The organism is Paraburkholderia sp., from assembly GCF_049581445.1.
Taxonomy (GTDB): Bacteria; Pseudomonadota; Gammaproteobacteria; order Burkholderiales; family Burkholderiaceae; genus Paraburkholderia.
In genome coordinates this window covers 1-13,956 of sequence record NZ_JBAURZ010000209.1, presented here as the reverse complement: position 1 = coordinate 13,956, position 13,956 = coordinate 1, and the positions used below count along the sequence as shown (strand labels likewise).

The 13,956-nt window shown below is 61.6% G+C and carries 13 protein-coding genes; 6 read left to right on the top strand and 7 right to left on the bottom strand.

Going from position 1 to position 13,956, the window contains the following annotated elements:
* The 6 genes from accB to WCA85_RS18305 all read left to right on the top strand — a co-directional run.
* Positions 1–263 (top strand): acetyl-CoA carboxylase biotin carboxyl carrier protein (gene accB, locus WCA85_RS18330; protein WP_424066297.1); only part of this gene is annotated, 263 nt, incomplete at its 5' end.
* Positions 264–518: 255 nt separating this feature from the next.
* A complete protein-coding gene (gene accC, locus WCA85_RS18325) occupies positions 519–1,886 on the top strand; it encodes an acetyl-CoA carboxylase biotin carboxylase subunit (RefSeq protein WP_424066296.1) in 1,368 nt (455 codons plus the stop codon).
* Positions 1,887–1,889: 3 nt separating this feature from the next.
* Positions 1,890–2,783, top strand: coding sequence for a 50S ribosomal protein L11 methyltransferase (gene prmA / locus WCA85_RS18320; RefSeq protein WP_424066295.1), 894 nt, complete (start codon positions 1,890–1,892; stop codon positions 2,781–2,783).
* Positions 2,784–2,852: 69 nt separating this feature from the next.
* Entirely contained in the window at positions 2,853–4,025 is a 1,173-nt protein-coding gene (locus WCA85_RS18315) for a zinc-ribbon and DUF3426 domain-containing protein (RefSeq protein ID WP_424066294.1), read from the top strand.
* Positions 4,026–4,106: 81 nt separating this feature from the next.
* Positions 4,107–4,607 carry a thiol peroxidase gene (gene tpx, locus WCA85_RS18310; protein WP_424066293.1) on the top strand — a complete coding sequence of 167 codons (501 nt, stop codon included), beginning with the start codon at positions 4,107–4,109 and terminating at the stop codon, positions 4,605–4,607.
* Positions 4,608–4,701: 94 nt separating this feature from the next.
* Entirely contained in the window at positions 4,702–5,640 is a 939-nt protein-coding gene (locus WCA85_RS18305) for a carbohydrate kinase family protein (protein WP_424066292.1), read from the top strand.
* A 192-nt stretch (positions 5,641–5,832) separates the two neighbouring features.
* Here the strand turns inward: WCA85_RS18305 and WCA85_RS18300 are convergent, their stop codons facing one another.
* From WCA85_RS18300 to WCA85_RS18270, 7 genes are all read right to left on the bottom strand, one after another.
* On the bottom strand, positions 5,833–6,444 hold the full coding sequence (locus WCA85_RS18300; RefSeq protein WP_424066291.1) for a histone H1-like DNA-binding protein: 612 nt from the start codon (positions 6,442–6,444) through the stop codon (positions 5,833–5,835).
* Between the two features lie 30 nt (positions 6,445–6,474).
* Positions 6,475–6,801, bottom strand: a complete 327-nt coding sequence (locus WCA85_RS18295) for a hypothetical protein (protein WP_424066290.1) — start codon at positions 6,799–6,801, stop codon at positions 6,475–6,477.
* A gap of 93 nt (positions 6,802–6,894) precedes the next feature.
* Complete coding sequence (locus WCA85_RS18290; RefSeq protein ID WP_424066289.1) at positions 6,895–8,139, bottom strand: ribonucleotide-diphosphate reductase subunit beta; 1,245 nt, start codon at positions 8,137–8,139, stop codon at positions 6,895–6,897.
* A gap of 608 nt (positions 8,140–8,747) precedes the next feature.
* The gene (locus WCA85_RS18285; protein ID WP_424066288.1) at positions 8,748–11,756 is read right to left on the bottom strand and encodes a ribonucleoside-diphosphate reductase subunit alpha; all 3,009 of its coding nucleotides are present in this window, start codon (positions 11,754–11,756) and stop codon (positions 8,748–8,750) included.
* A 494-nt stretch (positions 11,757–12,250) separates the two neighbouring features.
* Positions 12,251–12,847 carry a 1,6-anhydro-N-acetylmuramyl-L-alanine amidase AmpD gene (ampD, locus tag WCA85_RS18280; RefSeq protein WP_424066287.1) on the bottom strand — a complete coding sequence of 199 codons (597 nt, stop codon included), beginning with the start codon at positions 12,845–12,847 and terminating at the stop codon, positions 12,251–12,253.
* Positions 12,844–13,164: a PP0621 family protein gene (locus tag WCA85_RS18275; protein ID WP_424066286.1), complete on the bottom strand. Its 321-nt coding sequence runs from the start codon at positions 13,162–13,164 to the stop codon at positions 12,844–12,846. The genes ampD and WCA85_RS18275 overlap by 4 nt, the downstream gene beginning before the upstream one ends.
* Positions 13,165–13,171: 7 nt before the next feature.
* The coding region (locus WCA85_RS18270; RefSeq protein ID WP_424066285.1) for a cytochrome C assembly family protein at positions 13,172–13,956 on the bottom strand (785 nt) is incomplete at its 5' end.

Below are 13,956 nucleotides of genomic sequence, written 5' to 3'. Positions count from 1 at the left end.
CCGCCGCGCCGGTAGCCGCCGCCCCGCAAGGCCATGTCGTCACCTCACCGATGGTCGGCACGTTCTACCGCGCGCCGTCGCCGGGTGCGGAAGCGTTCGTGCAGGTGGGCGATACGGTCAAGGAAGGCCAGACCATCTGCATCATCGAAGCCATGAAGCTGCTGAATGAAATCGAGTCGGACAAGTCCGGCGTGGTGAAGGAAATCCTCGTCGAAAACGGGCAAGCCGTCGAGTACGGTCAGCCGCTGTTCGTGGTCGGCTAACGCGGCACGTTTTGCGTTTGCCGTGCGCACGCCTGCCCGACCGGGGCGCGCGACCGATCCTCGCAAGAGAACGCCGGAGCGCCCAAGGTTTTCCGCTCCGCAGGAAGTCCCCCGCCCCGAAGGAAGTCCCCTCGGGGAATGGCGGGATCGCCCCTCCAGGGGGCCTCGTGCGAAGCGCCAGGTTTGGGGCGCTGTGTGGTAGCCACCGTGTTGTGGACAACCTGCAGTGCCCATTGATGAGTTGAAAAATTCGCTATGTTTGAAAAAATCCTCATTGCCAATCGCGGCGAAATCGCGCTCCGGATTCAGCGCGCCTGCCGTGAGCTTGGCGTCAAGACGGTCGTCGTCTATTCGGAAGCCGACAAGGAAGCCAAGTATGTGAAGCTCGCTGACGAGGCCGTGTGTATCGGCCCGGCGCCTTCCAACCTGAGCTACCTGAACATGCCTGCGCTGATCAGCGCGGCCGAAGTCACCGACGCCGAAGCGATTCACCCCGGCTACGGCTTCCTCTCCGAAAACGCTGACTTTGCCGAACGCGTCGAGCAATCCGGTTTTGTGTTCATCGGCCCGCGCCCAGAGACGATTCGCCTGATGGGCGACAAGGTCTCCGCCAAGCAGACCATGATCAAAACCGGCGTGCCGTGCGTGCCGGGTTCGGAAGGCGCGTTGCCGGACGATCCGAAAGAGATCGTGAAAATTGCGCGCGCGGTCGGCTATCCGGTGATCATCAAGGCCGCTGGCGGCGGCGGTGGTCGCGGCATGCGCGTGGTTCATACGGAAGCGGCGCTCGTCAACGCGGTCAACATGACGCGCGAAGAAGCTGGCCGTGCTTTCGGCAACCCGCAGGTCTACATGGAAAAATTCCTGGAGAACCCGCGGCACATCGAAATCCAGGTGCTGTCCGATTCGTTCAAGAACTCGATCTGGCTGGGCGAGCGCGACTGCTCGATGCAGCGTCGCCACCAGAAGGTGATCGAAGAAGCGCCGGCGCCGGGTATTGCGCGCCGTCTGATCGATCGCATCGGCGATCGATGCGCGGACGCCTGCAAGAAGATGGGCTACCTCGGCGCGGGCACGTTCGAATTCCTGTACGAAAACGGCGAGTTCTACTTCATTGAAATGAACACGCGCGTGCAGGTCGAACACCCGGTGACCGAACTCATCACCGGTGTCGACATCGTCCAGGAACAGATCCGCATCGCGGCCGGCGAAAAGCTCGCCTTCCGCCAGCGCGATGTCGTGTTCAAGGGACATGCGATCGAATGCCGGATCAACGCCGAAGATCCGTTCAAGTTCATTCCGTCGCCGGGACGTCTGACGTCGTGGCATATGCCGGGCGGCCCGGGCATCCGCGTCGACTCGCATGCGTACAACGGCTATTTCGTGCCGCCGAACTATGATTCGATGATCGGCAAGCTGATCGCCTATGGCGCGACCCGCGAGCAGGCCATCAAGCGGATGCGCATTGCCCTGTCGGAAATGGTGGTGGAAGGCATTCAGACCAACATCCCGTTGCACCGTGAGCTAATGCTCGACGCCAAGTTCGTCGAAGGCGGCACCAGCATTCACTACCTCGAAAACCGGCTGGCCGCGAAGCAGCAGGCCGCACCGGAAGAAGCGTAAGTCATGAGTTACCGGGAACTGATCGTTGAGCTGGCGCGCGAGCACGCGGAGGAACTCTCCGACGCGCTGCTCGAGTTGGGCGCATTGTCCGTGTCTGTTGAAGATGCGGACGCCGATACGCCCGACGAGCAACCGCTCTTCGGCGAGCCCGGTCTCACGCCTGATCGCACTGCCTGGCAGCATTCGCGTGTGATCGCGCTGCTGTCGCCTGAGCATGAACCCGCGGTTCTGCTCACCGCTGCGGCAAACGAACTGGGTTTGAGTCCCACGCCCACCTTCAACGTGCGTGAAGTCGAGGAACAGGATTGGGTGCGGCTCACGCAGTCGCAATTCGATCCGATTCCAATCGGCGAACGCATCTGGGTCGTGCCGTCATGGCACGATGCACCGGACCCTGACGCGCTAGTCCTGGAACTCGACCCGGGCCTCGCGTTCGGTACGGGCAGCCATCCCACTACGCGCCTGTGCATGGAATGGCTCGAGCAATCCGTTCAACCGAACCTGTCAGTGCTGGACTATGGTTGCGGCTCCGGTATCCTCGCGATCCTCGCGAAGAAGTGCGGCGCGAATCCGGTCTACGGTATCGACATTGATCCGCAAGCGGTGGAATCGGCACGACACAACAGCGAGCGTAACCGCGCTGAAGTCACCTATGGGCTGCCCGACGCTTGCCCGGCTGGTGAGTTCGACATCGTCGTTGCCAACATCCTGTCCAATCCGCTCAAGCTGATGGCTTCGATGCTGTCGTCGAAGGTGAAGCCTGGTGGCCGGCTGGCGCTGTCGGGCATTCTCGCGCGCCAGGCGGACGAAGTGGCGCAGGTTTATCAGCAGTGGATCGACATTGGAGTATGGCGCGAACACGAAGGCTGGGTATGCCTGAGTGGAACGCGTCGCTGAGCGCCTGGCGAATGCCATTAGAATAAGGCGTATTGTCCAACCAACGGCCTTACGGCTACCCGGCTCAATATGCTCCTGGCGACGCGCTGTCCCTTCTGCGAAACTGTCTTCCGGCTCCAACCGGCGCAGCTTGCGCTACGCCGCGGCCTTGTGCGCTGCGGACATTGCCAGGAGGTGTTCGATGCATCGAGCAGCCTGTACGAGGTAGCCGAAGGCGGCGACTTCGCTAGCGCAACACCTCTTGACGCCGAAACCGTGAGCGCGCTGATTTCTGGCAGGAACCCTAAGCAGGCGCCGAATTTCGCCGCCGACGCATGGAACCCCTGGGCCCCGGCGCCCGATGCCGCGATCGACAACCGCCTGCTGCACAACGTGGATAACCTGCCGCTCGCGCCAGTCGCGGCGAGCGTCGCGGTTACGCCCCGGCATGCTGACGAACCTGAAGCGCCGGCCGCCACGTTCGAATCCGCCGCAACGACGCATGACGAAACTGCTTTCGAAGGCGAAGCCGAGTCCGTCGCTGACGAGAAAGCCCCGCCGGTCTGGCGGCCGGTCAATCGCCCTGCTGAGGACGAACCGGCAATGCAGGACGCGCTGGCCGCTGCCGCAACGCTAAGAACCACCCCCGATTCCGAGCCGCATTTCTTCGGCGCTGCAGCAGCGGCGCCTGGCGCAGCGGCTATGCCGTTCGCCGAGAACCTGCCCGAGGACGATGCCGATCCGTTCGCCGTCGTGCGTGAAACCCGTGCGCCTCCGCCGAGCCGGCTGGGCTGGAAAATCGCCGGGACCGTGCTCGCATTGATCCTGCTGATCGTGCTGGTGGCCCAGTTGGCGTGGTGGCAGCGCGAGACCATCATGGTCGACTGGCCGGGCTCACAGCCGCTGTATGCGCAGGCCTGCCAGCAATTGAACTGCGATGTTGCGCCGCCTCACGACATCGACGGCCTGCAGGTCGAGCCATCTGATCTGCGCCAGGTCGAAGGCCCACATAAGCTCGAATTGAGGATGCCGCTGCGCAACCGCTACAACGTCGCGCTAGCCTACCCGGCGATTGAACTCACGCTGCTCGACGAGCAGAACAATGTCGCCGTGCGCCGCGTGCTGTTTCCGCAGGACTATGTAAAACCCGGCACGCCGATCGCAGCCGGCCTGCCGGCGCGCACGACGCAAACCATGATCGTGCACCTCGATACCGGCGACGCGGTGGCGTCGAATTTTCGCGTACAGATTTTTTATCCTTGAACACCGTCCGTATTTTCTCGCGCGCCCGGGATCCATCGGGCGCGTTTACCGTCAGTCCCTGACGAATCTTCGGAGCACAACATGAGTCAAGTCACGCTGGGTGGCAACCCGATCGAAGTAGCCGGCACGTTCCCGACCGTGGGCCAGAAGGCGCCCGCGTTCTCGCTGGTCGGCAAGGATCTCAAGCCCGTCTCTCTCGCCGACTTCGCCGGCAAGCGCAAAGTGCTGAACATTGTGCCGAGCCTCGATACACCGACTTGCGCCACCTCGACGCGCAAGTTCAACGAAGCGGCCGGCAAGCTGTCGAATACCGCCGTGATCGTCGTCTCGGGCGACCTGCCGTTCGCGGCCTCGCGCTTTTGCACAACGGAAGGCATCGAAAACGTCTCGACGGCTTCGACCTTCCGTGGCCATGAGTTCGCCCAAGCCTACGGCGTCGACGTGACGAGTGGCCCGCTGACCGGCCTGACGGCGCGCGCCGTGGTCGTCATCGACGAAAACGACAATGTCGTGCACGCTGAACTCGTCGGCGAAATCAAGAACGAGCCGAACTACGACGCCGCGCTCGCCGCACTGAAGTAACCGTCTCGCGCCCGATCCAGCGCCGCGCTTTACGCGCGGCGCTTTCGTATTGTCGCGCCCTTTTTCCTTTTCAATCTCTACAGGAATGCTCACCGTGGCTACGCTGATTTGCGGCTCGCTCGCTTACGACAACATCATGACCTTTGAGGGCCGCTTTCGGGAGCACATCCTGCCGGAGCAGGTCCATATCCTGAATGTCAGCTTCCTCGTGCCCACCATGCGCCGCGAGTTCGGCGGCTGCGCGGGCAACATGGGCTATTCGCTGCATCTGTTGGGCGGCGATGCGCGCATCATGGGCGCGCTCGGTGCGATCGACGCCCAGCTTTACCTGGACCGGTTCGATCAGCTCGGCATTTCACGCGAATACGTGCTCGCGGTGGCGGATACCTATTCCGCGCAAGCGATGATCACCACCGATCTGGAGAACAACCAGATCACCGCCTTCCACCCCGGCGCGATGATGCAGGCGCACCTGAACCATGCAGACGAAGCGAAGGACATCACGCTCGCCATCGTGGGACCGGACGGCTTTGACGCAATGACCCAGCACTCCGAACGCCTCGCCGCTGCGGGCGTGCCGTTCGTCTTCGATCCGGGCCAGGGCCTGCCGCTGTTCGATGGCGCGACACTGCGCCGCATGATCGAACTCGCCACCTACGTCGCGGTCAACGACTACGAAGCAAAACTGGTGAGCGACAAGACGGGCTGGTCGATTGAGGAAATCGCGAGCCGCGTCGAAGCGCTGATCGTCACGCGCGGCGAGCATGGTTCGCAGATCCACCACGCTGGCGGCATCGAAGAGATCCCCGCCGTCACCGCGAAGCAGGTCCTCGACCCAACCGGTTGCGGCGACGCCTTCCGCGGCGGTCTGCTCTACGGCATCGAGAAGCAGCTTGGCTGGGCCACCACGGGCCGCCTGGCGAGCCTGATGGGTGCTCTCAAGATCGAGCATCAGGGACCGCAAAACTATGCGCCCGCCCGCGCGGAAATCAACGAACGGTTCAAGCAGGCGTTTGGATACGACCTGCCGTAACAACAAAGGGCAAGCATGCGCTCCCCTGTGCATGCGTTTTTTGCCTTGAGTAAAGCCCACTAAGCCAACTCAACAGGCAAAAAAAATCCCGCCGCCGGAAACCCAGCGACGGGACGGTGATTGAGCAGCGAGAGTAGCGGGCTACTCAATCATCGGACACACCGAGATGTGCCTTACCGCTTCGTCAGCTTCTTACGGACGGCTGCCGGTCGGGAACGGCCATGCTGCAGCCGGGTTCAGCGCGGTCTTCACCGTAGCTGCCGGTGCTGCGCTCGTTGCAACGGTGGCTGCGGGAGCCGGTGCAGCCTTCTTCGCAACAGCCTTCTTCGGAGCAACAGCCTTCTTTGCGGGCGCAGCGGGGGCTTTCTCAGCCTTCTTCGCAGGAGCCTTGGCGGCCTTCTTCGCAGGCGCCTTGGCAGCCTTCTTGGCAGGCGCCTTCTTGGCGGCAGCCTTCTTCGCAGGCGCTGCCTTCTTGGCAACCTTCTTAGCTGCAACCTTCTTCACTGCAACTTTCTTGGCTGCAACTTTCTTGGCTGCAACCTTCTTCACTGCGGCCTTCTTCGCCGGTGCCGCCTTCTTCGCTGCAACCTTCTTCACTGCGACCTTCTTGGCTGCAACCTTCTTCGCAGCAACCTTCTTGGCCGGCGCAGCCTTCTTCGCTGCAACCTTCTTCACCGCGACTTTCTTCGCTGCGACCTTCTTCACTGCGACTTTCTTTGCAGCGACTTTCTTTGCAGCGACTTTCTTTGCCGGAGCGGCTTTCTTCGCGGGAGCTTTCTTAGCTACTTTCTTTGCTGTTGCCATCATTTTCTCCTTCAGGTTTTCAGATGAGAGTCAGTTCAAACTACACCCTTCGTCAAAACCCGCTTCCCGCGAACGCTTCTCAGGGCGCACGCTACGAAGCGAGCTATTCATCGGCGTACGCAGGTGCTGCGCGCTTACGCTAATGAATGCGGTAAGGCGCGCGGAGCCAATGGGCACCGCGCGCCAGATCTGGTCGGCGCTGGATTGCAGCGCCGGCAATTGCTTGATCGGGCCGCCGGCAATAGCGCCGACGGCTTTTTCCGGGGGGAAGTTTGCCCATCCCACTGAAGGGTTCGCAAAGTGCCAGTCATGTTTGTGGACCGCGAACTCACGCGGCGCACCGGGCACGCTCTGCATCAGGCAGTTAAGCTCCTAACCAAATTTGCCGCGGCTTCTGCCAACGGCATCCCCATCGATGATGTCGATTTCCTGCTACGGGCACGCGCCGGATTACTCCCAGCTCAATGCGCCGCCGGTCTGATATTCAATGACTCGCGTCTCAAAGAAGTTGCGTTCCTTCTTCAGGTCGATCATCTCGCTCATCCACGGGAACGGGTTTTCCTCGTTCGGGTACAGCGGATCGAGACCGATCTGCTGGCAACGGCGGTTGCAGATGAAGCGCAGATAGCTCTTGAACATCGACGCATTGAGGCCGAGCACCCCGCGCGGCATCGTGTCTTCTGCGTAACGATATTCAAGGTCGACCGCTTGCTTGAAGATTTCGCGGATTTCCGCGCGGAACTCAGCCGTCCACAAGTGCGGGTTTTCGAGTTTGATCTGGTTGATCAGGTCGATGCCGAAGTTGCAGTGCATCGACTCGTCACGCAGGATGTATTGGTACTGCTCCGCCGCGCCGGTCATCTTGTTCTGGCGGCCAAGCGCCAGGATTTGTGTAAAGCCGACGTAGAAGAACAACCCTTCCATCACACAGGCGAACACGATCAGCGAGCGCAGCAGCGTCTGGTCTGCTTCGAGCGTACCGGTCTTGAAGGCCGGGTCGGTCAGCGGGTGAATGAAAGGAATCAGGAATTCGTCTTTCGCGCGGATCGAGGAAACCTCGTGGTACGCGTTGAAGATCTCGCCTTCGTCGAGGCCCAGCGATTCGACGATGTACTGGTAAGCGTGCGTGTGGATCGCCTCTTCGAACGCCTGGCGCAGCAGATACTGACGGCATTCGGGCGCCGTGATGTGGCGGTACGTGCCCAGCACGATGTTGTTGGCGGCGAGGGAATCAGCCGTGACGAAGAAGCCGAGGTTGCGCTTGACGATACGGCGCTCGTCTTCGGTCAGCCCGTTCGGGTCTTTCCACAGGGCGATGTCGCGGGACATGTTGACTTCCTGCGGCATCCAGTGGTTCGCGCAACCGGAGAGATACTTCTCCCACGCCCACTTGTACTTGAACGGCACCAGCTGATTGACGTCAGTCTGGCCGTTGATGATGCGCTTGTCGGCCACATTCACGCGCGCTTCGGAAACGGCGGCCGATGCGGCGGCGGTTCCATGAGCGGCAGCGCGGGTCACTTCAGGAGCGACAGCGATGTCGTTCGCGAAGATTTCCTGGACCGAGGGAGCTTGATGAGCGGTGCGCGGTGCAGCTTGCGCGCCGACAGCCGATCCCGCAGCGTTGCGCAACACATTCGGTTGCGTAGCGCTCGAGGGAGTTACGGCAGTGGTCTCGTCATCCCAGTTGAGCATAAATGTCACCATCAATTTAGAACGGTTTGTACCATCTTTTCACGAGCGATAAAAGAGTTCGCTGATGAAAAATCCTGTTTTCGATTCGCGTTGCGACCTTCATACAACACTTTGGTCAACAGACTGTCTCTGATGCTTCGTATGAAGCGATCGAAACGCGCGTTGTCGAAGTGCTTTGCAGTACCGAAAGCGCATCGTGTTGAAGCGAGTGCGATGCGTTAAAAATCTGTGTTGCCTGGCTTCGTTGCATCGCCTTCATCGTTACTGGTTCGTCAGCACGAGTGAGGCGAAGTTCAATGATTCGTGAGAGCCAACGACCCGGAGCAACCTGCTTGTGAAGCGCTCCGGGTAAGGCGCTCAGTGATCTGTCGTGTTGCTTGGGTGCTGCTTTGTGCAAAGCGGCGTGGCTGTGATTCATGTCGCCATCCCGCTCGCCTGCTTCGTTGCATCTTCTCTGTCTTGCTCTCGCCGCTGTCATGTTCAGCCGTTCGTGCCGCAACGTTCACACATGAAGCGAGGCAAACACCTGCTCACCTACCGAGTTGCTGGTGAGTCGCTGACGAATGGCTGGCAACTACCAGCCACCGTCAGACATTTGCGCGCCAGGATTACTGGCAAGCCTCGCACTCGTCGAAGCCCGCATCACCCGGGCGCATCATGCACACCGGACCATCTGCTTCAGGAGTTGCTTCGACTGCCGCGACCGGAGCCGCTGCTGCCGCTTGCTGACCGCCCGACGAAGCACCACCGGCCACGCCGAAGCCACCTGCTGCACCACCACCCACACCACCGGCACCGCCCGAGCTTTCACCGCCGCCCGAGGACACCGCGTTCAGCGCGCCGTGCGCCACCGTCGACTTCTCGACGTGGGTCGCCGCCATCGTGCGGAGGTAGTACGTAGTCTTCAGGCCGCGCAACCAGGCGAGCTTGTAGACCTCGTCGAGCTTCTTGCCCGACGCGCCACCCATATAGATGTTCAGCGACTGCGCCTGGTCGATCCACTTCTGACGACGCGAGGCAGCTTCGACCAGCCACGTTGCGTCAATTTCGAACGCCGTGGCGTAGATCGCGCGCAGGTCGGCCGGGATACGGTCGATACGCGAGAGCGTGCCGTCGAAGTACTTCAGGTCGGCGACCATCACTTCGTCCCACAGGCCGCGTGCCTTCAGGTCGCGCACCAGGTAGTCGTTGACCACCGTGAACTCGCCCGACAGGTTCGACTTCACGTACAGGTTCTGGAAGGTCGGTTCGATGCAGGCCGACACGCCGATGATGTTGGAGATCGTCGCCGTCGGCGCGATCGCCACGCAGTTCGAGTTGCGCATGCCGTACGTTGCAATGCGGGAACGCAGCTCGGTCCAGTCCATCGATTCGCTCGAATCCACTTCCACGTAACCGCCGCGCGCATCGGCCAGCAGCTTCACCGTGTCTTGCGGGAGGATGCCGCGATCCCACAGCGAGCCACGGTAGCTCGAGTAACGGCCACGTTCTTGCGCCAGTTCGGTTGACGCGTAGTAGGCGTAATAACAGACCGCTTCCATCGACGTATCAGCAAACTTGACCGCTTCTTCCGACGCGTACGGCGTGCGCAGCAGATGCAGGCAGTCCTGGAAGCCCATGATGCCCATACCCACCGGACGGTGCTTCAGGTTCGAGTTACGAGCCTTGGCAACCGCGTAGTAGTTGATGTCGATCACGTTGTCGAGCATGCGCATCGCCACGCTGACGGTACGCTTGAGCTTGTCGTGGTCGAGCACGAGTGTGCCGTCGGCCTGATTCTTCAGGTGCGCGACGAGGTTCACCGAGCCCAGGTTACACACGGCGATTTCCGCGTCGCTGGTGTTCAGCGTGATTTCCGTGCACAGGTTCGACGAGTGGACGACACCCACGTGCTGCTGCGGCGAACGGATGTTGCACGGATCCTTGAACGTGATCCACGGGTGGCCGGTTTCGAACAGCATGCCGAGCATCTTGCGCCACAGTTGCGCCGCCGGGATCTTCTTGAACAGCTTGATCTCGCCGCGGGCGACCTTGTCTTCGTAAGCTGTGTAAGCCGTTTCGAACTCGGCGCCGAACTTGTCGTGCAGATCCGGGCAGGTGGACGGCGAGAACAGCGTCCAGTCTGCGCCTTCGTGCACGCGCTTCATGAACAGGTCGGGAATCCAGTTCGCCGTGTTCATGTCGTGCGTACGGCGACGGTCGTCACCGGTGTTCTTGCGCAGCTCGAGGAATTCCTCGATGTCCAGATGCCACGATTCCAGGTACGCGCACACCGCGCCCTTGCGCTTGCCGCCCTGGTTCACCGCGACAGCCGTGTCGTTGACCACCTTCAGGAACGGCACGACGCCTTGCGACTTGCCATTGGTGCCTTTGATGTGCGAGCCGAGCGCGCGCACACGCGTCCAGTCATTGCCCAGACCGCCGGCGAATTTCGACAGCAGCGCGTTTTCCTTCAGCGCTTCGTAGATGCCGTCGAGGTCGTCGTCGACCGTCGTCAGATAGCACGACGACAGTTGCGAGCGACGCGTACCGGCGTTGAAGAGCGTCGGCGTGGACGACATGAAGTCGAAGCTCGACAGCACGTTGTAAAACTCAATAGCGCGCGCTTCACGGTCGATCTCGTTCAGCGACAGGCCCATCGCGACACGCATAAAGAATGCCTGGGGCATTTCGATGCGCACGCCGTCGTGATGCAGGAAGTAGCGGTCATACAGCGTTTGCAGGCCGAGGTAGCCGAACTGCAGGTCGCGGCTGTTGTCGAGCGCGGCGCCCAGGCGCTTCAGGTCGAACTGCAGCAGCTTGTCGTCGAGCAACTCGGCTTGCACGCCGCGCTTGATGAACTGCGGGAAATACTCGGCATAGCGCTCGCCCATTTCACCCTGGGTGACTTCCTCTTCGAGGATCTCGCGACGAATGGTGTGCAGCAGAATACGTGCGGTGACCTGGCTGTATGCCGGATCCTTTTCGATCATCGTGCGAGCCGCGAGAATTGCCGAGTCATAGACCTGGCTCATCGGCACGCCGTCGTACAGATTCTTGATCGTTTCCGCGACGATCGGCTCGGCGCTCACAGCGTCGCCGAGGTTTGCGCAAGCGGATTCGATGATGCCGCGCAGCGCAGCCATATCGAGCGGGCGCGTCACGCCGCCGTCGGTCACGTTCAGGCCCGACACCTCACCCGTCGCCGGCTCGTCATGGCCGCGCTCCTGGGTGCGCTTCTCGCGATACAGCACGTAAGCACGCGCGACGTTGTGTTCGCCGCCGCGCATCAGCGCGAGTTCAACCTGATCCTGGATGTCTTCAATATGGAAGGTGCCGCCATTCGGACGGCTGCGCAGCAGCGCGCGCACCACGTTTTGCGTGAGTTGCTCGACCAGTTCGCGCACACGCGCCGAGGCCGCGCCTTGTCCACCGTTGACGGCCAGGAATGCCTTCGTCACGGCGATGGCGATCTTCGACGGCTCGAACGACACGACGCTGCCGTTACGACGGATCACCTTATAGTCGGCGTAGGTCGCCTGCGGGGCGAGCGCGTGTGCGGCCTGTGCCTGGCCGCCGAAGTTCTGGCCAACAGGTGCGCCCTCATACCGGGTCGTCACGTTATCGGTGGTTTGCATGTGCAAAGCTCCTGGTCTTGGAATGTGCGGAGATACCGCGGATTAGTACGACCGCTGCGCCGCCCCGAGCGCAAGCGTTGGTGTGCAGGAAAGAGACCGGCTGAGCCTGGTGGCGGGATGCAACAGCGATGAAGCCAGATTCGAATCGTTAATGGTCTTCATCGTGCGTGTCGCGATCACTTGCCAAGCCCCTTTCCTGAATGCTTCTGGATGCAACCGGCTCGCTCTGCCAGCCGTGCTCCAGCGATATTTTTTTCGCTGCCTGGAATGCTTGCGGCGCCATGCTCGAGGAGCGGGGCGCCGCCTAACAACACAACATATAGTGGAAAACTGAATCTATGGCACCAAGTATAGTGGAGTTTCGTGACAGTTCAAATTGATTTATTTGAGCTTACGGCCTTGACTTTTGGCATCGCGCCACGCGAAGGGCACTCCCCGGAGAACGAGGCTGCATGCGGCTTTCGTCGCATCTTGCGAAACGGATTGGAGAGGCGTTACAGCGTTTTGGAAAACTTTAGATAGGGGAAGTACTGATCGTTGAGCGCGGTGTCGCGCTGCAAACGTGGCCACTCGAAGTGAGGGCCTGGATCGGTCTTGCGACCTGGCGCGATGTCCGAGTGACCCGCGAGCGCTTCGACCGGATAGCGAGCGGCGAGCGCCTTCACAAGCGATCCGAGCGTGCGGTATTGCGCCGCGTTGAACGCGGTCGTGTCACTGCCTTCTAGCTCGATGCCGATCGAGAAATCGTTGCAGCGCTCACGACCAAAAAAATTCGACGCGCCCGCATGCCACGCACGCTGGTCGCACGAGACAAATTGCTCGAGAGTGCCGTCGCGGTGAATCACGAAGTGAGCGGACACCCGCACGCCGCGCAGATGCGTGTCGTAGTAAGGGTGGGCGTCGCAATCAAGACGGTTCTGAAACAGCTCGGCGATCGCCGTGCCGCCAAACTGATCCGGCGGCAGGCTGATGTTGTGCACGACGATCAGACTCGGCATCGCACCTTCAGGGCGTGCCTCGAAGTTCGGTGACGGCAGCTTGCGCGCTGCCGGCACCCAGCCTTCGGCGTCGACGGTGAAGCCATCGCTCATCGTGCGTCGCGGCCTGAGGGAGGGGTGGCGTGTCGTTGCGCGTGAGCGGCGCAGCAAAAAGGCTGGCCCGCGACCACGACCGAGTCGCTCGCCGGCGCATGGACGCCGCATTCGACGCAACGGATCATCGGTTCAGCAAGCCGCGGCGCTTGCGACGCACCGCGTTGTGCGCCCGCGCTTTGCCCCGCTCCTTGGCCGGCACCAGGACTGCCCGCTGCACCAGTGCGTTGCGAGTGGTTCGCGTCGGCACGACGCAGCGCCTTCACCAGCCATTGGCCGACGACGAACAGAAGGATCAACAGGAAGATTTGTCGCATGGAACGATCACACCACAGGACGGTGCAGCAGCACCTCGAAAACGAAACGGCTGCCGACGTACGCGAGCAGCAGCGCCACAAACGACGCCAACACCCAGCGCAACGCCGCGCGGCCGCGCCAGCCTGACACCTTGCGGGCAGTCAGCAGCGCACCGAACATCACCCACGAGAGAATCGCGAACACGGTCTTGTGATCGAGCCGCAGTGCGCGGTCAATCAGCTGCTCGCTAAACAGGATGCCGGAGAGCAAGGTCAGCGTGAGCAGCACGAAGCCCGCGCTGATCAGACGGAACAGCAGCTTTTCCAACGTCAGTAGCGGCGGCAGCGTGTCGAGCCAGCTGGACAGCCAGCCATTGCCGGCTGCCGCGCCCTGCCGCTGCGAGATCCCGCCGCGCATGGCATGCAGACGCCGCTCTACCAGCAGCATCAGCACGGCGTGCAGCGCCGCAATCGCAAACAGGCCATAGGCGATGTTCGCAATCAGGAAGTGCAGTTTGAACATCGGGTCTGCCGAGTACGACAGCACGCGCACGCCGCCGAACGCGAGCGGCAACAGCGACGCGACGCAAGCGAGAGGGAGGACCAGCAGACGCAAACCGTCGAGCGGGAAGAAAAAGCTCTCGATCCAGTAAATGCCCGCGCCCAGCCAGAACATCGCGGAGAGCGCGAACGCGAACCCGAACACCATGGCGTTTTGCGGGAAGATCGTGGTGTGCAGCAGCAAGCCGTGCGCCAGCAGCGCGACGAACAGCAGCGCGCGGCCCGGCGTGCTGAAGCCGGGAACGCCCGGAG

What these genes read in the sequence shown, in the direction of transcription:
- WCA85_RS18285 (WP_424066288.1), bottom strand. Translation starts at nt 11,756, where the DNA reads ATGCAAACCACCGATAACGTGACGACCCGGTATGAGGGCGCACCTGTT.
- WCA85_RS18275 (WP_424066286.1), bottom strand. Translation starts at nt 13,164, where the DNA reads ATGCGACAAATCTTCCTGTTGATCCTTCTGTTCGTCGTCGGCCAATGG.
- tpx (WP_424066293.1), top strand. Translation starts at nt 4,107, where the DNA reads ATGAGTCAAGTCACGCTGGGTGGCAACCCGATCGAAGTAGCCGGCACG.
- WCA85_RS18315 (WP_424066294.1), top strand. Translation starts at nt 2,853, where the DNA reads ATGCTCCTGGCGACGCGCTGTCCCTTCTGCGAAACTGTCTTCCGGCTC.
- ampD (WP_424066287.1), bottom strand. Translation starts at nt 12,847, where the DNA reads ATGAGCGATGGCTTCACCGTCGACGCCGAAGGCTGGGTGCCGGCAGCG.
- prmA (WP_424066295.1), top strand. Translation starts at nt 1,890, where the DNA reads ATGAGTTACCGGGAACTGATCGTTGAGCTGGCGCGCGAGCACGCGGAG.
- WCA85_RS18295 (WP_424066290.1), bottom strand. Translation starts at nt 6,801, where the DNA reads ATGCAGAGCGTGCCCGGTGCGCCGCGTGAGTTCGCGGTCCACAAACAT.
- accC (WP_424066296.1), top strand. Translation starts at nt 519, where the DNA reads ATGTTTGAAAAAATCCTCATTGCCAATCGCGGCGAAATCGCGCTCCGG.
- WCA85_RS18300 (WP_424066291.1), bottom strand. Translation starts at nt 6,444, where the DNA reads ATGGCAACAGCAAAGAAAGTAGCTAAGAAAGCTCCCGCGAAGAAAGCC.
- WCA85_RS18290 (WP_424066289.1), bottom strand. Translation starts at nt 8,139, where the DNA reads ATGCTCAACTGGGATGACGAGACCACTGCCGTAACTCCCTCGAGCGCT.